Raw genomic sequence first — 23,910 nt, 5'->3', positions numbered from 1 at the left:
GTAAGCGTATCGTGTACAACCTAATTTTTTTTACTAACATCCTCAGACTGCTTGAAGAAAGAGGTATGACAAAGCAGGAGCTTTCCCAAAAAGCTGGGGTTTCAATCTCTTTTTTGTCGGACCTAACAAATGGAAAAGCGAACCCATCTTTAAGGGTGATGGAATCCATTGCTAATGCCCTCGATGTAGCCCTTCCTGTTCTCCTTGAAACAACTGATCTTGATGAACACAGCCTTATGCTGATGGCTGATGGAAAACCTGTTAAGAGCCTTCCCCCTGGCTATGTAAGAGTGTCCGTCATACTTTCCGAACAGCAAGCCTTTCGGGTACGTATGTGGAGTGATCAGGCTCGCCAGAAGTTAGGGCAGGAAGCAAAGGCAATGCTGGAAAAAATGCAGGAAAAGAAAGACAGTTAACGCCAGAAAAGGATGGTTCTGCAGGGATGCAGATTTTAGCCGCTAAAAAACATCCCCTTTCCCCGTCTTCGAACCACCAATAATTTCGCTTTAATGCTGGATTAACTCTTGCTTGCAAGTTTGTTTCGGTATATCGTTTGCCGTAATTTCTATTGTAAAAGCTGTGTAAAGAAAAAGAGGAATTATGGACGCTGTAGATTCCGTTGATTTAAGAGCGATAGAAAAGCTCAAAAGGGACATGGGGCCAAGTTTGATGGAAGCGTTGGAAGATCCTGAAACGCTGGAAATCATGCTCAACCCGGATGGCAAGCTGTGGCGTGAGAAATTCGGTCAGCCTATGTTCTGCATGGGAACAGTGCCTGTACAACGTTCAAAAACCATTCTTCAAACTATCGCGGGCTTTCACAAAAAGATTATCGATCACAAATCGCCATTTCTTGAATGTGAACTCCCTATTGATGGTTCCCGTTTTGCGGGTCAGCTGCCGCCACTGGTTGCAGGTCCAACCTTTGCTATTCGTAAGAAAGCCTCACGCATTTTCCTTCTGGATGAATATGTAGATAAAGGCGTAATGACCAGGGCGCAGGCTGATTTTATTTGTCGCGCAATTGCCGCGCATAAAAATATTCTGGTTATTGGTGGTACTGGTTCAGGGAAGACAACGCTGTTAAACGCCATCATTGCTGAAATAGTTCGTCAGTTTCCAGACGAGCGTATCTGCATTATCGAAGATACGGGCGAACTGCAGTGCGCCGCGCAAAATTTTGTTCAGTATCACACCACCGTTGACGTCACCATGACAGACATTCTTCGTCTGATCCTGCGTATGCGACCTGACCGTATTTTCGTAGGTGAAACACGCGGCCCGGAAGCCCTCGATATGCTTGACGCCTGGAACACCGGGCATGAGGGCGGCGCGGCCTCACTTCACGCCAACAACACGCTTTCTGCTCTCACGCGTCTGCGTTCACTGATTTCACGTAACCCGTTTGCTCCGCGAGAAATTGAGCCGGTAATCGGCGAAGCGGTCAACGTGATCGTCCAGATTTCTAAAACTTCTGAGGGTCGCCGGATTAAAGAAATCCGCGAGATTCAGGGTTATGAAAACGGGGAATACATTTCCCAGCTCATTGCAGCTTAAAAAATGGAGGACATATCTACCACACACAGCAACGAGACTCAGGCCATCGGGCAGGCCATAAAGCTCAACCTTATTCAAATCGTTCCAGAACAACCTTAGTAAGGGGTTATTTAATGAAAACAGGTCTTTCCCACTTCAATCTCAGCAAACACGCCTTTATTGCATTTTTGGGCGCGATGCTGTTTTTCATGGCAGCTGAACCTGCTCTGGCGTCAAACACATCAGGCGGTGGCCTGCCGTTCGATGACTGGATGACCAACATCCGTACTTCTGTTACAGGACCATTTGCATATACCGCTTCCATTATCGGCCTGGTAGGTGCAGGCGCGATGTTGATCTTCGGCGGTGATATGAACGGGTTCCTTCGTACTCTGATTTTCATCGTTCTTGTTCTTAGCTTCCTGGTTGCGGCTCAAAACACGTTGTCTGCAATCACTGGGCAGGGTGCAGAACTGGCAGCAATGCTGACCAGCTCTAAAACAGGGGGAGTGGCATAACCATGGCATTACGCACGATCCCCATTCGTAGGGCGGCTTCAAGAACGAACCTCTTCATGGGCGGGGACCGTGAATTGGTTATGTTTTCAATCCTGCTGGCAGCGGTCCTTATCTTTACATCACAAGACTGGATCGCTGCCGGTGTAGGCATCGGGATTTGGGGGGGAGCACTTTTCCTGTTAAGGAAAATGGCTAAATCAGATCCGATGTTGCGCCATGTTTATCTGCGTAGCCTCAAATACAGCCAGCCGTATTATGCACCCCGTGCTACGCCGTTCCGCAAAAATACAGGAACCCAAGGCAAACGTTATGAAAGGGTGAAAAAATGAATACCGTAATTCCTGTCTTAGTTGCGCTGATAGGTCTGATCTTGCTTGGCATGATGCTGGCTTTCTATTTGCGTATGGTGAAGGAATATCACCTTAAAAAAAATCGCTCGGAGGATGAAGCTGTAGCCGACATGCTTATGTACGCCGCTGTTGTTGATGATGGCGTGATCGTATGTAAGAACGGTTCCTTTATGGCGTCATTCTTTTTTAAAGGTGCTGACAACGCGAGTTCGACCGATCAGGAAAGAGAGCTTGTCTCATTTCGCATTAATAAAGCGATTGGCAGACTCGGCAACGGCTGGATGATGCACGTTGATGCAATGCGTAGTCCGGCTCCGTCATACAGTGACCGAAACGCTTCGCACTTTCCCGACCGTGTTTCCGCTGCCATCGATGAAGAACGTCGCCGTCTGTTTGAAAAGATGGGGCAACTGTATGAAGGGTGCTTTATCGTTACCTTCACCTGGTTCCCGCCTGCGCTGGCAGAAAGTAAATTCACCGAATTGATGTTTGATGACGATCGCGAAGCCTCTACCGACAAAGACGCTACGCTTAATCTCATCGAAAAATTTAAGCATGAAATCAGCATAATTCAGGCAAACCTTTCGCAGGCTGTTTCGATTGAACGGCTGAACGGCGTGAAAGTCGTGCAGGAAGATGGCTCCATTGCAACGATGGATCAGCAGCTGGAGTACCTGCAGTATTGCATTACGGGCCTGCAACATCCTATACGTCTGCCAAATAACCCTATTTACCTGGATAGCCTCATTGGAGGTCAGGAGCTTATTCCTGGCATTACGCCGCGTATCGGGAAGAACTTCATTCAGGTTGTGGCGATTGAAGGCTACCCGTCTGAATCTTATCCGGGCATTCTCAGTAAGCTGGCCGAACAGCCATGTGAATACCGCTGGTCAACGCGCTTTATTTTCCTCGATGCTCACGAAGCCATTTCAAAGCTGACGGCATTCCGCAGGAAGTGGAAACAGAAAGTACGCGGTTTTATGTCTCAGCTGTTCAATACCAATAACGGCTACGTTGATGAAGACGCACTGTCTATGGTCAACGATGCGTCTTCTGCTATTGCAGAGACTAACTCCGGTTTGGTCAGCCAGGGTTACATCACCAGTGTTATTGTCCTGATGAATGAGGACCGTCAGAAGGTCGAAGCAGCAGCAGAGTTTATGCGCAAGGCTGTTAACAATACCGGCTTCGCTGCTCGAATTGAAACCGTTAACACGATGGATGCCTACTTTGGTTCCTTACCGGGCCACGGTGTTGAAAATGTGCGGCGCCCGCTGGTAAATACCCTTAACCTTGCCGACCTGATACCGACCAGCACTATCTGGCCGGGCGAAAACAAAGCCCCAAGTCCGATGTTCGAAGTAGGCGCACCGCCGTTAACGCACTGTGTTACGTCAGGGAATACGCCATTCCGACTTAATCTGCATGTTCGTGACCTCGGCCACGCTTTCATGTTCGGACCAACCCGTGCCGGTAAATCTACCCATCTGGCGTTAATCGCTATGCAGTGGCGACGTTATGCTGACTCGCGCATTTTCACTTTCGACAAAGGTCTGTCGATGCTTGCAACCTGCAAGGGCGTAGGCGGGAAGCATTTCACGATTGCCGGTGATGATAACCAGCTGGCATTTGCTCCTTTATCACGACTGGATACTCCTACCCGCCGTACATGGGCGATGGAATGGATTGAAGCCATTCTGATCCTGAACGGGGTTAAGGTTGATGCACCGATGCGAAACGCGATTGCTGACGCCATTAAGAGTATGTCTGAGACTCATTCGAAAACCCTGTCTGAATTTACGGTCACGGTACAGAACAATGTCGTTCGTGAGGCGCTCAAGCAATACACCATTGATGGCAACATGGGGCATCTGCTCGATGCAGAAGAAGATGGCCTTGATATTTCTGACTTCATGACCTTTGAGATTGAACACCTCATGAACATGGATCAGAAATACGCGCTGCCGGTGCTGCTCTATCTCTTCCGTCGCATTGAAGAATCTCTGGATGGTCGCCCAACACTCATCATCCTTGATGAGGCCTGGCTCATGCTGGGTCATCCAGAATTCAGGGGCAAAATCCGCGACTGGCTTAAATCCATGGCGAAGAAAAACTGCTCTGTTCTTATGGCAACTCAACAGCTTAGTGATGCGGCCAACTCTGGCATTCTCGATGTCATTATTGAGTCAACTGCCTGCCGAATCTTCCTGCCAAACAGCAACGCCCTGCAGGAAGAAGCCATGCCTCTGTATATCAATATGGGGCTTAATCGCCGTCAGATTGAAATCATCGCGTCTGCCGTACCAAAACGCGATTACTACTACGTATCCGAAGAAGGACGCCGCCTGTATCAGCTCGCGCTGGGGCCGCTTGCGCTGGCATTTGTTGGAGCTACTGATCCCGATTCAATCGATGCAGTTAAACAACTGTCCGAAACATACGGTGATGGCTGGGTAGATGAATGGCTACGCACTAAGGGTCTGGACTTAAATGATTATGAGTATGAGGTCGCTGCATGAAACTTTTTAACGGTAAAAAAAACCCTCAGCCTGATAGCCCTAATCCGTATCTCAATGCACGTCGTTCATGGAATATCCACATGGGCCATGTGCAGCAGTTCGGGGCGCTGGGTATTTTCATTGGTGTAGCGGGTCTGCTTATCGGTCTGGCCGCTGTGGGTGGGATTACTTACATCGGGAGCCAGTCGAAAACTGTCCCGATGGTTTATGAACAGGACAAGGCAGGTAACTACGTCAGCCTGACAAGAGCAGACCGCTTGCCGCCAGCCAAGATCGACGACTATCGCACCGCTGTATGGAACTTTATCGATCACATCAGAACGGTTACGCCAGATGGTGAACTACAGCGTAAGTCTGTATTGCGCACCTACGCGTTTTTGTTCCCGGATGATCCCGCCACAACAAAAGCGAATGAATATCTGAATGGTTCGAAAGAACGTAATCCTTTCACCCGTGCAAAAACGGAAATGGTCAGCAATGAGCTGATTTCCGTACTGCAGCAAACGCCAGATACCTGGCAGGTTGACTGGATTGAGACAACACGTAACCGCGACGGTACGTTAAAAAACCCACCGGTCCGTATGCGAGCACTGGTCAACGTTTATCAGAACACTAATCTGAACGCAAAAATTAACGAAAACAATGATGTGATGAACCCACATCGTATTTTCATTAAAGATTTTAACTGGTCAAAACAACTGTAAATTCGGGGCCGACACATGAAAAAGTCAATTATCTCAGCGTTAATTTTGAGCTTACCGCTTCTGGCTAATGCGGCTCCCGGTAGTGATCCGCTGGCCGACCAATATTTCTCTAACAATGAGCCATCACTCACACCGCAGGAACGAGCAGCTATTGGTATCGGCCAGAAATGGCAGACCGGTGCTGGCAGCGTAACCAGTAAACCATTTGCAGGGCCGGACGGTGCAATCAGTTACGTGTATACAACGGGCCAGACGCAGATTGTCTGTGCCGTACTGCAGCTGTGCGATGTGGCTTTGCAGCCCGGAGAAAACGTCAACAATATCGACGTTGGTGATCCACGCGTAACGGTATCTCCTTCAATCACCGGTTCTGGTGCCGCGCAGCAGCTGCATCTGATCATCAAACCGCTTGATGTGGGCCTTGATACCTCTTTGGTAGTGACGACTGACCGCCGCACTTATCGTATGCGAGTTAAAACCAGCCGCACCAAATTTATGCCGTATGTGTCATTTACCTACCCGGAAGACGCGCAGGCTAAATGGGATGCCATTCGGACGCGTGAAGCCAAGCATCTGCGTGACAACACAATTCCTCAAACAGGTGAATACCTGGGGAATCTGGACTTCAACTACGAAATCAGCGGTTCTGCCAGCTGGAAACCGGTACGTGTATATAACGATGGCGTCAAAACCATTATCCAGTTCCCTAAAACGATTTCTTCTGGCGAAACCCCAATCCTTCTGGTTGTGCGTAAAGAAGGTGGGCTGTTCTCTAAAGACGAAACACAGCAGGTAAACCTGCGTACCCAGGGAGACAGAACGATTGTCGATGGCCTGTTTGACAAGGCATATCTGGTAATTGGCGTCGGTTCGAGCCAGGAAAAAGTGACTATCACAAGGGGCTAATAATGAAAGCAGCAATGAAATTAACCTCTGCTATGGTGCTGGCCGCAAGCCTGTTAATGACTGGCTGTGTCTCTTCGGGTTATGGCAACTATTCGAATGCCAATATGTTCGCCTCTACGAGCATGGCAGATAACACCGTTGCGCATCTGGCAGCGCTGTATCCTCCGGGACGTACTACGTTCACGATGAAACAGCCTGCCAAAGATCAGTTCGGCTCGGCACTTGTTCAACGTCTTCGGTCGCGGGGTTATGCCGTTATTGAGTTCACGAAAGACGGTAAGCCTCAGAGCGCCCTGGCAAATTCAGGGACCACTCTTGGTTATGTCGTGAATACCGTCGCGCCAAACCTCTACCAGGTCACAACGTATGTTGGTGGCGTCACGTTAAGCCGTGGCTTCGCTCTGGCAACAGACGGCAAAGCATACCCGGCAGGCCCATGGACTCGCGAGGAATAAAGGATGGCTGACCAAGATAAAATGTCCCCCGACGCTTCTCCGGGCGTTGCTAACAAAACCGGTGTACGCCGCGTTAACAAAAGACCTATGTACATTGCTATAGGCTGTGTGGCTGCATTCTGCCTTGTCGTTGCATACGTCGCGAATAAACGTGCCAACCAGGGCGCGTCTGATACGGCAGAAACGACTGTTCAACGCGGCAGCAGCCGCGATACCTCAGCAATGGCAATGGATGTTATGGGAGGTGGTAGTTCCGGGCTTATTGAAGCACCGGCGACACCGCCAGAGATTCCGAAACAGGACGATAAAACCAAACCGAGCACAGATTATACAGCGGTTCCCGTTGCGCCGGTGGCTGATCCAGATCAGCCACCCGTTCCGCAACGGTCGGAATCGCCACGGCAGAATGATCCAGAAGCAGACCAGATTCGTCGCAATAAAATGCGTGATTTTGTTGAGGCCGTAAAAGCTAAAACGGAAGTGAGCCTGCCTAACCAGTTGGGGCGTTCAACCACTGCAGGCAATACACCGCAAACCCGCGATGAAATGCTGCAGGAAATCGCTAACGTTCGCCGTCAGATGGAACAGAACAATGCTGGCGATGCTACTGCAAGTTATGACGCTCAGGTTCAGAGAATCCGGGCCTCTATGAATGGCGGCGCAGATAGCGGCAGCGATACTGGTATGCAGCTGGCATCAGTGGGTGGTGCTTCCGTTTCCCGAAATGACATCAACCAGTTCGGTAAGAAAGGGCAGGGTGACAGATGGTTACTGGATGAAAAAGTTTCTGCACCACACAGCCAGTATGAACTTCGTGCGGGCTGGGTCATTCCTGGCGTCATGATTAGCGGTATTAACTCTGATCTTCCAGGCCAGATTGTTGGTCAGGTTGCTCAGGACGTTTATGACTCGGCAACAGGCAAATACCTTCTTATCCCTCACGGTACTCGCGTGATAGGTACATATTCAAGCGATGTTGCCTATGGTCAGGAAGGGGTCATGATTGCCTGGCAACGTCTGGTGTTCCCGGACGGAAAAGCTCTTGATTTAGGCTCCATGCCGGGCGCAGACATGGCGGGTTATTCTGGTTTCCGTGATCAGGTTAATAACCATTACTTCCGTATCTTTGGTAACGCTCTGCTGCTGTCAGGTATCACCGCGACAATTGCTTATTCTCAGGATCGCGACCAGAACAATAACAACTCAAATCAGGCTCCGAATATGAGCAGTGAAATGAGTGCAGCGCTGGGTCAGGTATTCGGTCAGGCCATTGCGCAGGTTGTACAGAAAAACCTGAATATCGCGCCTACGCTCGAAATTCGTCCGGGTTATCGCTTCAATATCATGGTCACTAAAGACCTGGCATTCACAAAGCCTTATCAGGCATTTGACTACTAAGAGGACAAGACGATGAATAAACGTTTCGTTTTAGCCGCTAAAAAAGCGTTACTGGCTTCCTTCGTGGCGTCAATCATGGCATTACCGGCGAAAGCCGGTATCCCTGTCATCGATGGTACTAATGTGGTGCAGACCACAATCAGCGCAGTCAATAACGTTCAGGCTGTGGCTAAACAGATCCAGCAGTACCAGACGCAGCTGCAGCAGTATGAAAACATGCTGAAAAATACAGTCGCACCTGCGGCATATATCTGGGATCAGGCCAATTCGACCATCAACAAATTATTGCAGGCGCAGGACACTCTTAATTACTACAAAAATCAGGCCGGGAGTCTCGATTCATATCTGAAACGTTATCAGGACGTGAATTACTACCGCTCATCACCGTGCTTTAACAGTAATGTTGAATGTACTGCGGATGAAATTAGCGCACTGCGTAAAGCTGAACAGAACAACTCTGAGGCACGTAAAAAGGCTAATGACGCCGTGTTTAAGGCTCTCGATCAACAGCAGGAAACACTGCAAAGCGATGCTGATAACCTGGCAGATTTGCAAACTCAGGCAACCGGCGCGCAAGGGCAAATGGAAGCTATTCAGGCTGCTAACCAGCTTGCCAGTGCTCAAACGAACCAGTTGCTGCAAATCCGCTCGCTTCTGGTAGCTCAACAAAACGCTGCAGCAACACTGGCGCAGGCTCAGGCCGATAAAGAGGCCCAGCAAGCGGCTGCATCAGAGCAGTTACGTAACGGTGACAACATCTCAACTTCATCCTCCAAAAGCTGGTCTTTCCAGTAAGGAAAAAACATGAAACTGAAACTCTTATCCACAGTTGCGTTAATTACCACCTTCTTAATTACAGGATGTGACGGAGAGGACAAGACAGATTGTAAGAAAGATCCAACCGCAAAAGGATGTCCGCACTATAGCGGTAATATCACCAACTCAGGAAATAAAAGCTGGGATATGAATAAGGAAGAAAACAACTCTTCCAAAGAGGACAAGTAACATGATCTCAGTATTAAACAGAGAGAATATAAAACCATTCACTTTATTAATACTGGTGATGGTTTTATTTTCCTATTCATCGTTTGCGTCAGCTGCGATGAATAGTAATGTTATGGATGAAGTGTTAGATAAATATCAGGCCGCTGCTTCTGCATGGAGCGGTGTCATGATCAAATATGGGACATGGCTGTTTTGGTCTTTAGCATTGATTAGCATGGTATGGACCTTCGGCATGATGGCTATGCAGGGCGATGGTATTAACACGGCCCTAGCCGAAATTGTTCGGTTTTTTGTTGTAATAGGTTTCTTTTGGTATTTACTGTCCAATGGACCAGCTATTGCAATGGCTATCATCAAATCAATGTGGCAAATCGGTGCAGAGGCCATAGGGCAAAATGCCGCTTTCACTCCGGGAGGCGTTACACAGATCGGGTTTGATATTTTCTTTAAGGTTCTTGATCAGTCATCAGTCTGGTCTCCTGTAGACAGTACAGCTGGTATTATTCTTGGGATAATTATTCTCGGTATACTTGCTCTCGTTGGTGTAAACCTCTTGCTTCTTTTTATTTCGGCTTGGGTGCTTGTTTACGGAGGGATATTTTTCCTTGGGTTCGGCGGTTCTCGCTGGACTTCGGATATGGCTATCAATTTCTTCAAAACCGTCCTATCAACCGGTGCGCAGCTTATGTCAATGGTCCTTATTATTGGCATAGGTAAGTCAATTCTTGATAGCTATTACACAGGTATGAGCAGTTCAATTAGCCTCAAGGAAATGGGTGTTATTTTTGTTGTAGCATTGGCTCTTCTTTATTTGAGCAACAAAATCCCGGCTTTAATTGGGGGACTTGCCGGAGGTAGCACTGGTGGGATTGGTTCCTTTGGCGCAGGTGCTCTTGTTGGAGCAGCTGCTTCTGCAGCTGCTATTGCAGCAACAGGTGGCGCTTTAGCCGCAGCAGGTGCCGCAAACGCTGCCGGGGGCGCATCAGCCCTCAAAGCGGCGTTTGAATCAGCACAAGCGGCGATGGCAGAAGAATCAGGTTCCGGTGGTTCCGGTGGTTCCGGTGGTTCCGGTGGAGGATTTGGCGGCGGGGAAGATACCGGTTCCGTAGATACTTCTGGAGGCCAACCATCTGGCGGTTCCGGTGGTTCGTCTGCAGGAAGCAGTTCAGGTAGCGCCAGCGGAGGAAGTCAGGGGTTTGCTTCATCTTTCTCACGAGCTGGCCGCATGGCTTCTCACATGGCGAGTAGTCTGGCTGACGGCATGGCCGCACGCAATGCGGCCAAGCATGACTCAAAAATCAGCGCGGCAAAAGACACTATTGCACAGACTGCAGGTGGTCAGCTTGCTTCTCAAATCCGTGCGCAAACAGCTGCGCGTCAGTCTGGTCCGATGGTTTCAGATGACACGGCTATGCAGGGTGCTTTCGCCAGTAACGATAACGCCAGCACAAATCAGTTTAGTGGTGACGGTCTGAGTGGAAGCCAGCCAGATACAGGCAATGGTTCTGGAGAGTCACAGGCTCCACAAGGCAGTGATGAATATGAACAGTTCAAAAACAAACAAAACTTCTAAGGGGTTCGTTATGAAAGCAATTCTTTCCGTTCTGGTTTTAGCTGCAAGTTCTGTTGCTATGACAGCCCCGGCTAAAGCCGCAGATCCATGCGAACAGGTGTTATGCCTGTATGGTGTGATGACAACCGGAAATGTCGCAAGCGGGTGTTCAGGGCCGGTTGGTGACTATTTCAATATCATCGAGAAAAAACACGGCTCTTTCCTGCCGGATCATACTTCGCGCAAGCGTAAAAAACAGCTGGATAAGTGCTCATCCGCTGGAAGTGATGTGGTTGAAAAAATTAATAACAAGTTTGGCCGCCTGCGCGGGCTGTGATCAAAGGAGAATAATATGCCGTATTTAGATATGCCACCGGCTCAGGTTGAACGTGTAGTTTGCTCAATTACTGCAGCGATAAAATATCAGGTTCCGGCTAATATCATGTTAGCCGTAGCTGAAAAAGAGGGTGGTAGCACCGGGCTTGAGAATAAAAATCGTAACTCAAATGGCACATATGATGTGGGCCGTATGCAGTTTAATACGGTTTATTTAAAGGATCTGGAAAAATACGGCATTACAGCGGAGGACGTAGCACAGCCAGGCTGTTATTCATATGATTTGGCTGCGTGGCGTATACGCGGCCATATCAAAAATGATAAAGGCGACATCTGGACAAAAGCTGCAAATTATCATTCAAAAACGCCTCAATTTAACGAGGTCTATCGTGCTGACCTGATAAGAAAAGCAGCTAAATGGCAGACATGGATTGAAGCACGCTTTAATACGTTTGATGCGACAAAGCCTGCCGGAACAACTCCACAGCCGCAACTGGCGGCTGCAGGGGTTACGCCAGAAGAAAGGGCGGGGAAAAGCATTGCGCAGGTTACTGACCTTGCACAAAGCGACACACACGCTACAGAACCGCCAAAAAATGACGGGACAGCAGCAACACCATCTACGCCGGATCAACTTATTGGTTTTGCCGCGTCTGTAAAACAAATACCGGTTAAAAGCGTCGCAAAGGCTGACTACCAGCAGCCCGCACAGCAACTACCAGGTCGTTATAACAAGGCTGCAGCGGATGCACTGGCTGCAGTATATGGAAATATCAAGCTACGTTGATTTTAGCGGCTAAAACATGCCTTTCAAAAATGTAGAACTCATTAAGTGGGTCGCTTTAATCTTAATGATTGGCGACCATATTAATAAATATTTATTAAATGACACAATCCCCATTCTTTATAATGCCGGACGTGTTGTGATGCCTCTTTTTTGCTTTGTTCTGGCGTATAACCTTGCAAGGCCAGATTCATACACCTATAGAGTATATTCAAAAGTCTGTCAGCGACTGATGATATTTGGCCTTCTGGCTACACCTGCATACATAATGTTGGGGGGTGTAATTGATGGTTGGTGGCCGCTTAATATCCTTTTTACCTTACAGGCCGTTACCATTATCTGTTACCTCATTGAATTAGGCGAGCGTAGGCATCTTCTCTTTGCTTTGTTAGTTTTTGCTGGATATGGCGCGATAGTTGAATTTTGGTGGCCTGCGGTGGCTATGGGTGTATGTATCTGGCTATATTATAAGAAGGGAAGGGGAGTGTTTATTCTCCTTGCATTTGTCAGCTGCGTATTACTAACTGTTATTAACCATAATTTTTATGCACTACTGGCAATACCGTTAATTTCCATTATCGGGAATATCCGTTTTAATCTCCCCCGGCTAAAATGGTTTTTTTACGTCTTCTATCCCACACACCTTTATCTGATTCTGGCTTTACAGCTTTACCTGACTACAAAGGGCTATTTGTTTTTCACATGAGAACGCCCGGACAGCTGGGGATTAACAAATCCACCCCTGGATGATGGGAACCCGGCCCTGTCCGGGCGAGCCATTTTAACACCGGCATTGGTGATGCTGATAGCAGATACAAAAAAGCCCGACTGGTGAGATCGGGCTTTTTGTTTTGGCGCTCTGGCCTAAATGGAACATCCTACATTAGACGTTAAAATCTTACGTCTAATGAGCCACAAATGCAAATTGATGCCTAAGCGTGTATGATGTGCCCGTCTATGTTGTTGTAGTTGCTCCTTTTCGGCCTAACCGTGCAGGCGGTGAACAGACTCAAAGTCCTGGCCGGAAAACAGGTGGTGCTGTTCTGGTGCTCTGGCCTAAAAGGAACATCCTACATTAGACAGTGGAACTGCTGTGACAGGCAACGTAAGGGCGATCAGCAGCGTTCCTACTCCTTTAAGGAGAAACGGATGATTAACCTGTTAATCATCGTTCTGAGGGCGGCAGCGGCGCTTGTAAACGCGCTGATTGCTATCCTGGAACTGATCCGACAATTCATTGATTAATGAATACGGAAACGTAACTAAGGGCGGGGAGGGACCATTCCTCGCCCTTTAATAAATAAGTTAAGATTTACCTGGTGTCGGATAGATGACTTTATACACACGACTAACAGGATGATTCATACACCTTACAAAAGTCCCGTTCTTCTTAAACGCCACATCTGCATTGTCATAAACGTCATCGGTATCATTAAGCCCGCATACTGTCCGGGCATCACCCGCAGAAAAACTGTCCACGCTTTGAAGAGTGTTGACAGCTCTGTGACCAGCCAGAAACGCCGGATATGTGTCTGCTGTCTGCCAGACGATTTTTTCAAGTAATACGCCCGCAATCCCGATTAGCGCAACTACAACGCCCGTTCTGATAAGTGTTTTCGCTTCCATTTTTAACTTAACTGATCAAGATGCTGTTAACTCCATGGTAGCACCTGCAGCAGGGACAGTACATGCGCAGCGGGCGAACTCCGGGCCGGTATGACACGCACACGGCCAGCCGGGACAGTACATGCGCAGCGGGCAAACTCCGGGCCGGTATGACACGCACACGGCCAGCTGGGGACAGTACATCGATAACATTAAAAAAGCCCCTGGAAAGGGGCTAAATTTATTTCTTCTTAATCTCTTTCACGAGTCTGGCGACAGCCGTTATAAGGGTGGCAAGAGCGAGGATGATCTGAGGGAGGTTCTGGATAAGTTCGGTGCTCATCGATAAGACCTTTCTAAAGAAGGGATGCCGTTTCCGACAAAACAATTATCTCCAAATCAAGGTTTCTGCTCCAATTGATTTTTTATATCCCTTTACCTGTCCAGATAGCCTCTCTAAATTGACACCTCTATTTCTTGCTGGCGTAAAACCGCTTTTGATTTCATTTCTTTCGCGTGGTTGCAGCTCGGACAGCGGCTACTTTATCTGCAAATGCTTTACCTTCAAGAAAATCAAAATTTCTCGTTCTGGCGTTATATTTTTGGGGAAGGGGGGAAGGGATTTTTATACCCAAGATTTCCCCGGTTGTCTTTAGCGCATGAACCAGTTCAGCCTCACTTACTCCGGCCATTTGCGCAAGTAACTCCGTTCGAATGCCTACGCTTTTGCTCATAATTCGTGTGTCCATATTTTTTGAAGTAGATGTTCACCGGTCGTTGCAGCTGCAGCAGCTGGCCATCGATGCCGGCATTTTAAAAAACACAGTATTTTCAACAATATAAACAACTCACAACTAGAGTAAACTTATTCAAATTATATGACAAATTACTGAGTTTTATGTTCATACCGGTAACGCCATGGTTCAACAGCATCTGGTAATGACCAAAGCCCTGTTTTGGCCTGCTTCGCCCTGCTCTCCAGTTCTTCCATAGTCGGGCTGGTTGCCTTTCCATGGTAGCGATAGGCCCAAGCCAGGCCACTTTTTACCATTTCAGCATTTACGTAATAAGCCAGACATGCTGGCTGGCATTTTTTTACATAGACCTTCGCTAAGGTACGTCCATAACGATCTTTACCGGTTGAAGATACAGCTACGTCATCAGCATCTTTTACCAGCTCAGACAATTTCTGTTTGGCTCTCTGGCCGAACGGCTGGCTTTTCTCCGGGGCATCAATATCTACAAGCCGAATTCTTATCAACTCGCCTTCATCTTTGACCTCAAGGGTATCACCATCCAGTATTCGTGTTACCGTAATCGCTGGCGCTGCTTCGACACATGAGAATAAAGTAGGTAATATCAAGATATTACATAAAATTAATTTTCTCATTAATCACTTCCCTTATTTTTCAAACACTCAAAGTAACTTAAGAGTTTATAAATAAAACTAGCCCCGTTATAAGCGACTAATAATAAGCATAGAAAACCTATTGTAAATTTCCCTACAATCATAGGAGTAGAAAGATATTCAATATTATAAAACCCAGGAAGAGTTGTTAAAAACATTAAAAAAATAATCATGAACAAGAAGAAGCTGATAGCCACTCTCCGCTTAGTTACTTGAGTATTGTTATTTCCCATTGTTATCTCCCTCCATAATCATATTTTCCCATTTCTCATAGCCCATTTTTTTATCATTTTCTTTTAACCACTGCTCGTACAATTGGTGCTTTGCTGCTTCAACAGCTGCAGCGTCATACACTGGTATACCACCACCGCTACCTCTTACAGACTTACTATGATTGGTAGTAACTCCAGAGTTTACTGCTGCATTTCTTGAGATTTGTTGTTGCAACTGCATGGTGTGTAAGTTCGTGATTGTTGTAGTTGATGAAAAGGAATAAAACGGTATAGCTATAACCGCGATGAATAATAAATTAACCTTATTTCGCATTGTGATTTATTCCTTCTTTTTTAAATTTAGCCCATACAGATTTTACAAGGCTGACGCTACATTCACAAAGTTTCGCTGTTTCCGCAATACTTGTCTTCCTTGAACGATACTCAATGATGCGTTTATGAAGCCGTAGATCTGCAGTTCGCCCCTGATACCGGCCTTGCCGTTTAGCCAGTTCAATACCCTCTTTCTGGCGTTTGCGACGGTTTTCATAATCATCCCTTGCCAGCTGCAGGGCAACTTTGAGTAACATATCCTGAACAGATTCCAGAACTACCTTCGCAACACCGGATTGAGCGTTAGCCAGTTCGGTAAGATCCACAATTCCGGGAATGGCGAGTTTCGCGCCCCGCTCTTTTATAGAGTTTATTAACGCCAGCGCACTATCGAGCGGTAAACGACTGATACGATCTATATGTTCTGCAATAACTACTTCGTCTGGCTGCAGATCATTTATCATTCGCTGCAGTTCCGGGCGATCAGCTCTTGCACCGGACGCCTTTTCTTTATAGACACCGGCAACATAGAACCCAGTTTTCCTGGCATTTTCAATGATCTCATTTTGCCGGGTCAAATCCTGTTCGTCTGTACTAACCCGCAAATACACTCGCGCTATTTTCATATCCCCCCCAACATTCAATAATCCAGTTACTTGCCGAAATATTTGTTTCTTTCTTCCTCAGATGAAAAAACAAGAAACTCAGTACCTGCAGGGATTAATGCAGAATACATATTTCTCTGAATTGTCTTTGTATCAGGGGTTAAATATAATGTTTGATTGACTGAGTATGGAGTTTTATCACGGTCGCCACCCTGACAGACTCTGCTTTTGATAATAAAATCCCATGCTTTGCTTTTCGGTGCATCAGGTATTTCCACACCTAATACTTTTGCATTTTTGACGGAAACTAATAATGCCTGTCCGAAATAGTAACAGTCACCCTTTTTATTAATAAATTTAACATTTTGATTTCCGTCATCGGCAATATCATTCATGTTAACCACCCTATAAGGCTGTTCATTTTTCGCATAAGCGACATTGACCAATGAGAACGTCATCATTAAAACAACCAAACATCTGTTTTTTATACTCATGTCATCTCCCTCCCTTGTGATTTTAGCGGCTAAAATTTTCATTTATCTTGTTGATTATACCGCTGTAATTTTTCAGCTCCCTTACCTATTAAACGCTTATCGCGTTCTTTCAATTTCAGGACTTCTTCTCTAACCTCAAACAAATCACTCCATCTGAGCACACCACATTCTTCTTGCTGCTTTTCTGCAAGCCTTCTTTTGGCGTAATTATCAATGCTTCCAGAATCGGCCAGAAGTGATAGAAAGTCATCACTAATCACACCCATTACATGTCCATCATTTTTAAAATAGGAATACTCCATCCTTAGCTTGGCTAAAGACATTCTCCTGTTCATAATCATGGCGGCTGTAAGCAACAAACCCCAACCAGCAACCATTAAGCACCAAAAGCCATTTATACCAATGTTCCAATACATAACAGCAGCAGCCGCGAAAAATAATGGTATGTAATAACAGTGAAAATAAATTTCCTTTTTGTTTGCCTTGTTATAACTCCGGCAGTAGTTATCTATTAATTGAAAAACTGGATCTGTTTTTTCCATTTTACTTACCCCCTCAATTTTATTTAAAAAAGTATTTTAGATTTCATCCTCACTTTCAAATAAAACCTTCCTTTTGTTTTCTATCTCTATAGGCTGGTTTACTATAATTTCCATGACGAACCCTATACGGTCTATCGCATTTTGCTCAGTCTCATAATCTTTAATTGCATTTATCAGATCACCCAAACTTGCCCCTTTTGGCAGACCTGCGATGATGCTTCGTAAATCCTCCTTTTTGGCGCTATCAATTTCGATAGAAGCATGTTCCCGTAATAGATCTGCGAACCATTCAACCATCCAATTTACTTCGTTGATTTTCATAAATCTCTCCCCACAGTTTTATTTAAGAAAGTCTTGTAAGGCTTCACGCCCGCCATTGCTTTCAGGCATCGAATTCACAATACGCCTGATGGCAGCCTTATGCTGGGGTGTCCTGTTCACAAGTTGCATTAGATTGTCATTAACTGTTTTAGCTATATGAAGATAGCCTTTATATTCTTCCGAATTAAATAAACGCCAAAAGAAACCACATTTACGCAGACGCTCTTCACACAATTTTAATGCAGCCAATTGTTTTCTAACTTCCAGCTCTTCATCTGGAATAGCCCCTTCTTCTACATATTCCCCCGGTTCTAACAGATAATGTTCGTCGAGGGGATCATTCAGATATTTGCTGTATGCCATATATTTATTCCACCTCTTCCTTTTCAAGGTTAAGACAATAATTCTCTACGCAGCACACAGCTTTTTTTAGAACATGAGATGGAATATTTTTGAAATCCCGTGGTATTTCCTCGCCTAGCATCGAAGGAAGCATTGCTACTCTAAGAAACACAAAAAACTGATTCCTAGCCGCTGTGGGACTGATCCCTAACTCTTTTGCTAAAGCGGTATAGGTATAACCATTTGCTACCCCTTCCGCAATAACCGCACCTTTACGCATTCGCTGAATGAATCTGATTTTATTTCGTTCCTTTTGGGCCTCTTCAGCTTGTAACCTTACAGAACTACGAGGTGTACCGCGTTGAGCAAAATGAGCAATGCCAAGCTCTTTCATTCGCTTTTGAATCTGGCTTGTTGGACGATTGAGCCGAACGGATACTTTTGCCAGCGAGTCGGTTCCCAAGATTGCATCCTCTTCCTGTGTCCAATTAATTTTTTGCACAGCGATGGCCTTCCATATTGAAGTAATTTTCATTGGGTATATCGCCAGCGATCCAATAGCTGGGATTGATAACCCACGAACGCCGGTCAAATGCTACAGCCTGGCGACAGTTGAACAACCAGGACCACCAGGCTGCAAAGCGCAAATTGCCCTCGTACAGAACCCGGCCATGAGGGATACCAACAATGTATCTGGCTTTAGGTTTCCTGTTTTCCACTAATCTTCTCCCCTTGCCGCGCAGAAAGGTTCTATGATCACTCCCATTGAATACCGCCATAGAGTCCATGATCACTATTTGACTCTTCCGCCAATCGCTCGTTACTGGTCTGAGGGCCAGTAAGCCACATTAATTTCAATGAGGCTCGATTTTCACTCTCCCAAGCCTCTCCTGGTTCGATGATGACTTTAACGTCTGTCTGAGACGCCTCAGACGGCTCCGTTGCATTGTAAAGAGCTTCTCTTGGAAAACTCATAGCCTCTTCCGGTGAGCGAAACAAGGGTCGCAGAAGGACGCCACTGCCGTTGCTCACGCCATATAGTCGGGAACCATCCGGGAACTGAACAATGTAAGGATTGTGTGACATTTTTTCCCTTATGCTTTGCTCAAGAACTGAATCCTAGCAGGTCAGTTATGGTATACCCTAAAAGCCCACTCGTTAAGTGTATGGCTTTTTTACTGCATATACAGTTTAAACTGGCTAGGGCAATCAAGGCAACTTAAAAAAGCCATTAATGTGATAAAAATGAAATGACATCACTTTTGAATGTGGTAGCATCGTTGAATGTTAAATCATTCAATAGGAGTGAAATGATGGATCTAACACAGATTTCATTGCGAACGTCGAGAGATCAAGTCGAGCGTATCAAAACCTATGCTAAAGCAAGTAACCTGTCAGTTAACGCTTTCCTGGTTAACCTGATAGAGAACTCACTAAACAACATTGCTAATGATGGAACACAGAGCGAACTTACACGGCTTGTAGCTGAACCGGTCAAAACACTTTCGAGGCTTCATCACAAAATTTGCGATCCCTGGAATACAAATGAACCTGCTGATCTGACTCCCGCTGAAATAGCTTTTTTGACAGATGCGGCCAGGAAGCAACTGGATAGCAAACATTTGGCTGGCCCTGATTACTTTGCAATACGTGACCGCATCGATAATACCCTAATAGAAAGCAGTCTTAACTATTATCAGGATCTGTTCGGCTTTGCACATCGCTTCTATATTCGTGATGAAGAATCCAGAAGGACGTTTGCAACCGAACACGCGCCGGTAGGCATCCAATCCGTCGATTATTCGTTTACGGTTGGGAACAAGACCTTTACGATTATTGTCCGGGGAAATGACAGTAATTCCTTCGATACACCGGAGGATAACCGCCCTCCTGTTCTGGCGTTTACCTGTGAAACCGCGCAATTTGATACCCGCCATGATTGGGATACTTTCATTGCACTGGTGAGGCTCATGAACGCAGTACATAATGGTGAAGAATCTAAATGCCACGCCGGTACGCATACCCGCCTTGGCCGCCGTATGGATAGCGAAAAACCATGGTCACTTTTCTTAGGGAGACTGCAGCTGCTGCTGAAAGATAGCGAGCTAAAGGATATGGCTGTAGAATTTCATAAACTTGTTAATGGTGATGCGGCTAACGTTATCAAACAAATACGTTTACTTTACGGTGAGGGTTAAACATGAAAATATTTGCTCTTATTTTTTATATTTTCCCTTTGGCTTCTTTTGCTTCAAACGAAAATGTAGATCACGTTTTTATAAAGGCATTTCAGGCTGCAGTGGCTTCATCATTATGTACAGATGTAGCTAATGTAAGTAAAGATACCCAGCCTGAAAAAGAGCTTGAGCCTCTTATAAAAATGTGCGCAGAGAAAGGCGAACAGAGTCGCGCTATTCTTAACGCTTATACCAATGCAGCACACACTTGAGCAGTGAGTAGATAAACCAAAACGATCATGATACTGTATATATAAACAGTGTCATGATTAGGTGTCTCATGGGCGTAAAAGACTCGAATTATCAGATAGTTTACAGAGGTGAAGTGCTGGATCATCTTATCCCTGGTCAATGGGTATTCTTCCAGCGCCTGAAATCTTATGGTGGTGGTTACTGGCTTGGTCGTACATATCCAGATTTTTATCAGTTTGGCCCGGAGCTACCTGTATCGTTATCTCAGGGATTACAGTACATTATGGCCTCTGATAAGGTTGAGGCAGAAAGCCATGTCTTCGATGACGATTTTGAACTTTACGGAGGATGCTTTAATGAACAAAGTGATGAAAGCTGTGGGTTGGGCGGGGATAACCACTATAGTTCTTGATCTGGCTTTACCTTTCATAGGGGGAAAATCATTTATCGGCCCCGGATTAATCAAGAGCTACCCTTTTATTATTTGCTGGGCTGTGATTACTGTCATTTACTATGCGATTTACGCCAAGAAAAAGAAAATTTCGTAAAATCAGCGGCTACGATTTTAGCCGCTAAAGAGTTTTCTCAGGTTCCTGCTGGCGTCATCATCATCACTGCAATCATTCCTACTGCCACCGCGAGCATGAGAGATACTCCGATATTAATTACAGCTACAGCCGCCTTCCTGGGCGTCTTTTTATATTCAGGAATAAGCCAGAGCAAAACAATCCCGATAAATACAGCCACTGCCCCCATACCCAGCGGCTTCCAGAAAATTTCCATTAATTCTCTTCCTTCTATTTATCTTTAAATTCATCCTGCAGCTTATCAATGCCTTTAGTCAAATCTTTACTTTTGCCATCTTCATAATCAGGCCATGGAATAAACATCTTTCCTGATTCCTGCATCATTGCAATTGATGTAGGACAGCGCCATTCAGATTCATCGCCTTTTTTGTATTTAAAAATGACCATTCCACGTTCACACTTGACATCCGGGGAAATGGACTGAATAAATATCGAATTAGCGGAACCATTCTCACCGGTATTGAACATTGCACTGTCAAAAAATATAAATGCGAGAATTAATGAAAGCACGGCACAACCAGTATTCCAGAATTTTTTTCCACGTTCAGAATAAAATGAAAATACTATAACCATTACTAAAGATGAAATAAACCCCAGCCATTGTGACGCAACTGAAAGTTGTGAAAGTGTTTTAACTGTATAAATACCTTCACCAGAAATGAAAGACAAAATAAACGGTGAGATAATAAAGCAAATAGCTGGAAAGCAGGTAAATACAAGTTTGGCATTATTTTTGATTAACTGGCGTTCTCCAGAAGCCGCCGCGATCATCGACTGCCACATGATTTTTACCAGTGCCAGCATCAGAACACTGCAGATCAACATATATAGCACGGCGTACTCCCAATCCTTAGACGGTTTGAAAATTACTTGCAAATAGGACAAAATGTCCTATTATAGATACAGGACATAATGTCCTACTCAAGGGGTGATAGGGAGGCTGCCACCTCCCTATCCGACACCAAAAATCCGTGCAAGGAATTTCAAATGTCCCGTATATCGTATAGGAAAATCGACTCAGAGAACAGCAAGCGCCTTGCTTTGTTATCCCTTCGTGAATTTCTGAACGAACTACCAAAAGTCACCATTGACGAGATAGAAGGTCTGGCGGCTACCAATACCCATCTGGTAGAACAGATCCCACGCTACCTGAGTGAGATGGTAAGCTACGAATGCCGTTTAATTGGTTTCTGAATGTCATGAACTATAAGGATGAGTCAAATGAAAAATGAAAAGCCCTATGCAGGTTTGCTTAAACCAGAACATCTTTACTCGATGTTAAGAGCCTACATCATCGAACACGCACCCTTTGCGCTGTCAACTGTTGTTGTATCCGACGTGATTAACGCATATATGGGTAGAAACTCTGGCTATCCATTTCTAATGTCCGATGATTTACCGCCAAAATTCAGCGGTAAAGGTTTTGAAATTTTCGGTGCTTACAAAAACACCGAAAATGAGAGCACGCTGATCGAAAACTCAGCGGCATGGACTTGTTGTAAATTAACCTATTTAGAAACAGAAGATGACGTCAATACTTTTAATGAAGCCCTTAATGCAATGATGCGCTGGATGTACGCCACGGAGTATCTAATTAAGGACGAATGCGGCTACCTTCCTACTCAGAAATTATTTAGCGAATTAACATTAAAAATCAAACGTGAGTACGGCGACAACTAAATTAAAGGCCGGTATCCCGGCCTTATTTAACATTTTTCCACGCTGACGCAGGTACTTTATCCCATATTTTCCCATGAATTACTTCCGCTTTTCTGTGGTCGTATGCCCCCAAAAAATCCACCATATGTTCTTCGGGTACAGTGTCCCGTTTATGTTCATAAAGGCGTTCAACTGTATCTATCGCTCTGCAGCGCCGGAACATATACAAAAACTCGGACCTTTTATCTGAATGACTCACTTAGTCAGTCCTTTTGCCTTAGCCTGGTCTGCAGCATCTGCAATATCTTTAATCATTTCGCTCATTACATCGGCGCTGAATAACGGGCCTGCGGGAGTCATTACGGCGGCATGATACAGTTTTAGCGGTGTACCTTTGCTGTATTGTTCGCTGGCACTAATACGTAAAACGGAGTAAGACACTTTTTCAGTATTGGAGCCGCAAACCTTTTTATTCACGTCAATAATACGACTGTCTTTATTATCTGAAAGAGTCTGCGTAAGCACGCCAGAGTAAAGACATTTAGTGTCCTGTGAGATTAAATTTATTTCTTTTGGCGTAATATCATTTTTGTCAATCGGAGTATCCAGCGTCACCATTATTGGTGTTTCATCAGTATTTCCTTTTATCGCATTCTCAACCGTTGCACAGCTGGCACATGGGATACCGGTAGCATAAGTTAAAGGGGTAAAAATTAATAAAAACGCTGCGGTATATATTTTTTTCATTTCCTGTCCTTAAAAGGCATCTTTCGATGCCTTTAATTTTAATGTTAAAGCGAGCGCGATTTAGACTGACTGTTATTTAACTTCTGCGCTTCATCCTGGGTCAGTTCGCTCTTTACCTTCCCTACTCCACGAGAGTAAGCCACCTCGTAATTTTGCCCTACTACCGGCTCCTTCTCCCAGGCATTTCGATTATGCTGTACTAAGCCTTTCTGAGACAGCTGGTAGACGTGGCGATCGTCAACGTGTAGCACTTGTCCTACATGGGAATGCGGATAAACGTTCTTGGATGCCTGCTGCGCCTCGGAAAGCTGATAAATGCCTTTTGGCAAACCGGCCTCCGGCAATACCTTCTGTGTTTGCCATTCACCACCGACCACTTTATCTACCTGGCGGCTACCGTTGAGCACACATATTTTCATGGAGCCTTCTGGCTTCATGATAACCCCGATGTCGCTACTGTTACGACCTGCAGGCATCGCTGCATCTTGCGTATAACTGCGTTTTTGCATTGGTCTTACTCCTTATAATTTTACTGGCCCGCAGGCAGGCCAGTGTCAGAACGT

37 protein-coding genes are annotated in these 23,910 nt (G+C 45.7%); 21 read left to right on the top strand and 16 right to left on the bottom strand.

All coding sequences use genetic code 11. The features are described 5' to 3' along the window. Positions 1 to 11 precede the first annotated feature (11 nt). The 16 genes from ACLHV9_RS27735 (at position 12) to dqlB (ending at position 13,308) form a co-directional block, all read left to right on the top strand. Positions 12 to 416 carry a transcriptional regulator gene (locus tag ACLHV9_RS27735; protein ID WP_003019654.1) on the top strand — a complete coding sequence of 135 codons (405 nt, stop codon included), beginning with the start codon at positions 12 to 14 and terminating at the stop codon, positions 414 to 416. Positions 417 to 600: 184 nt separating this feature from the next. Continuing rightward, positions 601 to 1,557 (top strand): P-type conjugative transfer ATPase TrbB, encoded by a 957-nt coding sequence (gene trbB / locus ACLHV9_RS27730; protein WP_032310201.1) that lies wholly within the window; start codon positions 601 to 603, stop codon positions 1,555 to 1,557. A gap of 113 nt (positions 1,558 to 1,670) precedes the next feature. Further along, complete coding sequence (locus ACLHV9_RS27725) at positions 1,671 to 2,054, top strand: TrbC/VirB2 family protein (RefSeq protein WP_003019650.1); 384 nt, start codon at positions 1,671 to 1,673, stop codon at positions 2,052 to 2,054. Positions 2,055 to 2,056: 2 nt separating this feature from the next. Then, positions 2,057 to 2,383, top strand: a complete 327-nt coding sequence (locus ACLHV9_RS27720) for a conjugal transfer protein TrbD (protein WP_024252963.1) — start codon at positions 2,057 to 2,059, stop codon at positions 2,381 to 2,383. Then, complete coding sequence (locus ACLHV9_RS27715) at positions 2,380 to 4,923, top strand: VirB4 family type IV secretion/conjugal transfer ATPase (protein ID WP_109885657.1); 2,544 nt, start codon at positions 2,380 to 2,382, stop codon at positions 4,921 to 4,923. The genes ACLHV9_RS27720 and ACLHV9_RS27715 overlap by 4 nt, the downstream gene beginning before the upstream one ends. Then, complete coding sequence (locus ACLHV9_RS27710; RefSeq protein WP_032310198.1) at positions 4,920 to 5,627, top strand: VirB8/TrbF family protein; 708 nt, start codon at positions 4,920 to 4,922, stop codon at positions 5,625 to 5,627. The genes ACLHV9_RS27715 and ACLHV9_RS27710 overlap by 4 nt, the downstream gene beginning before the upstream one ends. Before the next feature lie 15 nt (positions 5,628 to 5,642). Beyond that, positions 5,643 to 6,533: a P-type conjugative transfer protein TrbG gene (trbG, locus tag ACLHV9_RS27705; protein ID WP_032310197.1), complete on the top strand. Its 891-nt coding sequence runs from the start codon at positions 5,643 to 5,645 to the stop codon at positions 6,531 to 6,533. Between the two features lie 2 nt (positions 6,534 to 6,535). Then, positions 6,536 to 6,988 carry a conjugal transfer protein TrbH gene (locus ACLHV9_RS27700; protein ID WP_032194780.1) on the top strand — a complete coding sequence of 151 codons (453 nt, stop codon included), beginning with the start codon at positions 6,536 to 6,538 and terminating at the stop codon, positions 6,986 to 6,988. A gap of 3 nt (positions 6,989 to 6,991) precedes the next feature. After that, complete coding sequence (locus ACLHV9_RS27695) at positions 6,992 to 8,386, top strand: TrbI/VirB10 family protein (RefSeq protein ID WP_003019636.1); 1,395 nt, start codon at positions 6,992 to 6,994, stop codon at positions 8,384 to 8,386. Positions 8,387 to 8,398: 12 nt separating this feature from the next. After that, positions 8,399 to 9,181, top strand: a complete 783-nt coding sequence (trbJ, locus tag ACLHV9_RS27690) for a P-type conjugative transfer protein TrbJ (protein ID WP_039696233.1) — start codon at positions 8,399 to 8,401, stop codon at positions 9,179 to 9,181. A 9-nt stretch (positions 9,182 to 9,190) separates the two neighbouring features. Beyond that, complete coding sequence (locus ACLHV9_RS27685; RefSeq protein ID WP_059338537.1) at positions 9,191 to 9,391, top strand: hypothetical protein; 201 nt, start codon at positions 9,191 to 9,193, stop codon at positions 9,389 to 9,391. Between the two features lie 58 nt (positions 9,392 to 9,449). Further along, positions 9,450 to 10,964, top strand: a complete 1,515-nt coding sequence (gene trbL, locus ACLHV9_RS27680) for a P-type conjugative transfer protein TrbL (protein WP_109954554.1) — start codon at positions 9,450 to 9,452, stop codon at positions 10,962 to 10,964. Positions 10,965 to 10,974: 10 nt separating this feature from the next. Beyond that, a complete protein-coding gene (locus ACLHV9_RS27675; protein ID WP_032310194.1) occupies positions 10,975 to 11,280 on the top strand; it encodes a lipoprotein in 306 nt (101 codons plus the stop codon). Positions 11,281 to 11,295: 15 nt separating this feature from the next. Beyond that, positions 11,296 to 12,066: a conjugal transfer protein TrbN gene (locus ACLHV9_RS27670; protein ID WP_003019622.1), complete on the top strand. Its 771-nt coding sequence runs from the start codon at positions 11,296 to 11,298 to the stop codon at positions 12,064 to 12,066. A gap of 16 nt (positions 12,067 to 12,082) precedes the next feature. After that, positions 12,083 to 12,769, top strand: a complete 687-nt coding sequence (locus ACLHV9_RS27665) for a TraX family protein (RefSeq protein WP_074422775.1) — start codon at positions 12,083 to 12,085, stop codon at positions 12,767 to 12,769. 443 nt (positions 12,770 to 13,212) lie between these two features. After that, positions 13,213 to 13,308 (top strand): DinQ-like type I toxin DqlB, encoded by a 96-nt coding sequence (gene dqlB, locus ACLHV9_RS27660; protein ID WP_003019619.1) that lies wholly within the window; start codon positions 13,213 to 13,215, stop codon positions 13,306 to 13,308. Between the two features lie 60 nt (positions 13,309 to 13,368). Here dqlB and ACLHV9_RS27655 read toward each other — a convergent pair whose 3' ends face one another. From ACLHV9_RS27655 to ACLHV9_RS27605, 11 genes are all read right to left on the bottom strand, one after another. Continuing rightward, positions 13,369 to 13,689, bottom strand: a complete 321-nt coding sequence (locus tag ACLHV9_RS27655; RefSeq protein WP_003019617.1) for a hypothetical protein — start codon at positions 13,687 to 13,689, stop codon at positions 13,369 to 13,371. 482 nt (positions 13,690 to 14,171) lie between these two features. After that, positions 14,172 to 14,402 carry a hypothetical protein gene (locus ACLHV9_RS27650; RefSeq protein WP_039696288.1) on the bottom strand — a complete coding sequence of 77 codons (231 nt, stop codon included), beginning with the start codon at positions 14,400 to 14,402 and terminating at the stop codon, positions 14,172 to 14,174. Between the two features lie 152 nt (positions 14,403 to 14,554). Next, the gene (locus ACLHV9_RS27645; RefSeq protein ID WP_094334535.1) at positions 14,555 to 15,058 is read right to left on the bottom strand and encodes a thermonuclease family protein; all 504 of its coding nucleotides are present in this window, start codon (positions 15,056 to 15,058) and stop codon (positions 14,555 to 14,557) included. Continuing rightward, positions 15,058 to 15,309: a hypothetical protein gene (locus ACLHV9_RS27640; RefSeq protein ID WP_215424271.1), complete on the bottom strand. Its 252-nt coding sequence runs from the start codon at positions 15,307 to 15,309 to the stop codon at positions 15,058 to 15,060. The genes ACLHV9_RS27645 and ACLHV9_RS27640 overlap by 1 nt, the downstream gene beginning before the upstream one ends. Continuing rightward, a complete protein-coding gene (locus ACLHV9_RS27635) occupies positions 15,299 to 15,622 on the bottom strand; it encodes a hypothetical protein (RefSeq protein WP_086070957.1) in 324 nt (107 codons plus the stop codon). The genes ACLHV9_RS27640 and ACLHV9_RS27635 overlap by 11 nt, the downstream gene beginning before the upstream one ends. Continuing rightward, a complete protein-coding gene (locus ACLHV9_RS27630; protein ID WP_004196201.1) occupies positions 15,612 to 16,247 on the bottom strand; it encodes a recombinase family protein in 636 nt (211 codons plus the stop codon). The genes ACLHV9_RS27635 and ACLHV9_RS27630 overlap by 11 nt, the downstream gene beginning before the upstream one ends. Before the next feature lie 26 nt (positions 16,248 to 16,273). Then, positions 16,274 to 16,720, bottom strand: a complete 447-nt coding sequence (locus tag ACLHV9_RS27625) for a hypothetical protein (RefSeq protein ID WP_004196219.1) — start codon at positions 16,718 to 16,720, stop codon at positions 16,274 to 16,276. A gap of 38 nt (positions 16,721 to 16,758) precedes the next feature. Then, complete coding sequence (locus ACLHV9_RS27620) at positions 16,759 to 17,262, bottom strand: hypothetical protein (RefSeq protein ID WP_039696282.1); 504 nt, start codon at positions 17,260 to 17,262, stop codon at positions 16,759 to 16,761. A 36-nt stretch (positions 17,263 to 17,298) separates the two neighbouring features. After that, positions 17,299 to 17,583, bottom strand: coding sequence for a hypothetical protein (locus ACLHV9_RS27615; RefSeq protein ID WP_094334534.1), 285 nt, complete (start codon positions 17,581 to 17,583; stop codon positions 17,299 to 17,301). Between the two features lie 18 nt (positions 17,584 to 17,601). Further along, positions 17,602 to 17,946 carry a hypothetical protein gene (locus ACLHV9_RS27610; protein ID WP_094334533.1) on the bottom strand — a complete coding sequence of 115 codons (345 nt, stop codon included), beginning with the start codon at positions 17,944 to 17,946 and terminating at the stop codon, positions 17,602 to 17,604. A gap of 4 nt (positions 17,947 to 17,950) precedes the next feature. Continuing rightward, entirely contained in the window at positions 17,951 to 18,460 is a 510-nt protein-coding gene (locus tag ACLHV9_RS27605) for a hypothetical protein (protein ID WP_154808169.1), read from the bottom strand. A 775-nt stretch (positions 18,461 to 19,235) separates the two neighbouring features. On the opposite strand from ACLHV9_RS27605, the gene ACLHV9_RS27600 reads away from it, so the two are divergent. The 3 genes from ACLHV9_RS27600 to ACLHV9_RS27590 all read left to right on the top strand — a co-directional run bounded on the left by ACLHV9_RS27600 (position 19,236) and on the right by ACLHV9_RS27590 (position 20,766). Next, a complete protein-coding gene (locus ACLHV9_RS27600; protein WP_223271236.1) occupies positions 19,236 to 20,123 on the top strand; it encodes a hypothetical protein in 888 nt (295 codons plus the stop codon). A 2-nt stretch (positions 20,124 to 20,125) separates the two neighbouring features. Next, positions 20,126 to 20,374, top strand: coding sequence for a hypothetical protein (locus ACLHV9_RS27595; RefSeq protein ID WP_004196251.1), 249 nt, complete (start codon positions 20,126 to 20,128; stop codon positions 20,372 to 20,374). 68 nt (positions 20,375 to 20,442) lie between these two features. After that, entirely contained in the window at positions 20,443 to 20,766 is a 324-nt protein-coding gene (locus ACLHV9_RS27590) for a hypothetical protein (RefSeq protein ID WP_004196161.1), read from the top strand. 173 nt (positions 20,767 to 20,939) lie between these two features. On the opposite strand, the gene ACLHV9_RS27585 is transcribed toward ACLHV9_RS27590, so the two are convergent. Continuing rightward, the gene (locus tag ACLHV9_RS27585) at positions 20,940 to 21,137 is read right to left on the bottom strand and encodes a hypothetical protein (protein WP_094334529.1); all 198 of its coding nucleotides are present in this window, start codon (positions 21,135 to 21,137) and stop codon (positions 20,940 to 20,942) included. A gap of 14 nt (positions 21,138 to 21,151) precedes the next feature. Continuing rightward, positions 21,152 to 21,745, bottom strand: coding sequence for a hypothetical protein (locus ACLHV9_RS27580; RefSeq protein ID WP_039696301.1), 594 nt, complete (start codon positions 21,743 to 21,745; stop codon positions 21,152 to 21,154). Between the two features lie 183 nt (positions 21,746 to 21,928). Here ACLHV9_RS27580 and ACLHV9_RS27575 point away from each other — a divergent pair, with 183 nt between their 5' ends. After that, a complete protein-coding gene (locus ACLHV9_RS27575; RefSeq protein ID WP_003019785.1) occupies positions 21,929 to 22,135 on the top strand; it encodes a hypothetical protein in 207 nt (68 codons plus the stop codon). Positions 22,136 to 22,162: 27 nt separating this feature from the next. After that, the gene (locus ACLHV9_RS27570) at positions 22,163 to 22,621 is read left to right on the top strand and encodes a hypothetical protein (RefSeq protein WP_004196228.1); all 459 of its coding nucleotides are present in this window, start codon (positions 22,163 to 22,165) and stop codon (positions 22,619 to 22,621) included. Between the two features lie 22 nt (positions 22,622 to 22,643). Here ACLHV9_RS27570 and ACLHV9_RS27565 read toward each other — a convergent pair whose 3' ends face one another. Genes ACLHV9_RS27565 through ACLHV9_RS27555 form a run of 3 tightly spaced genes read right to left on the bottom strand, consistent with a single transcriptional unit; the run spans position 22,644 to position 23,856 of the window. Further along, complete coding sequence (locus ACLHV9_RS27565; RefSeq protein ID WP_057521282.1) at positions 22,644 to 22,823, bottom strand: Hha/YmoA family nucleoid-associated regulatory protein; 180 nt, start codon at positions 22,821 to 22,823, stop codon at positions 22,644 to 22,646. Positions 22,824 to 22,855: 32 nt separating this feature from the next. Then, positions 22,856 to 23,347, bottom strand: coding sequence for a hypothetical protein (locus ACLHV9_RS27560; RefSeq protein ID WP_004196223.1), 492 nt, complete (start codon positions 23,345 to 23,347; stop codon positions 22,856 to 22,858). Positions 23,348 to 23,391: 44 nt separating this feature from the next. Beyond that, positions 23,392 to 23,856, bottom strand: a complete 465-nt coding sequence (locus ACLHV9_RS27555) for a KfrB domain-containing protein (protein WP_004196171.1) — start codon at positions 23,854 to 23,856, stop codon at positions 23,392 to 23,394. Between the last annotated feature and the right edge of the window lie 54 nt (positions 23,857 to 23,910).

This window comes from Enterobacter sp. CPE_E890, from assembly GCF_046521475.1.
Lineage (GTDB): Bacteria > Pseudomonadota > Gammaproteobacteria > Enterobacterales > Enterobacteriaceae > Enterobacter > Enterobacter adelaidei.
Note: the sequence above shows the minus strand (reverse complement) of the source record. Positions and strands in the feature narration are given on the sequence as shown.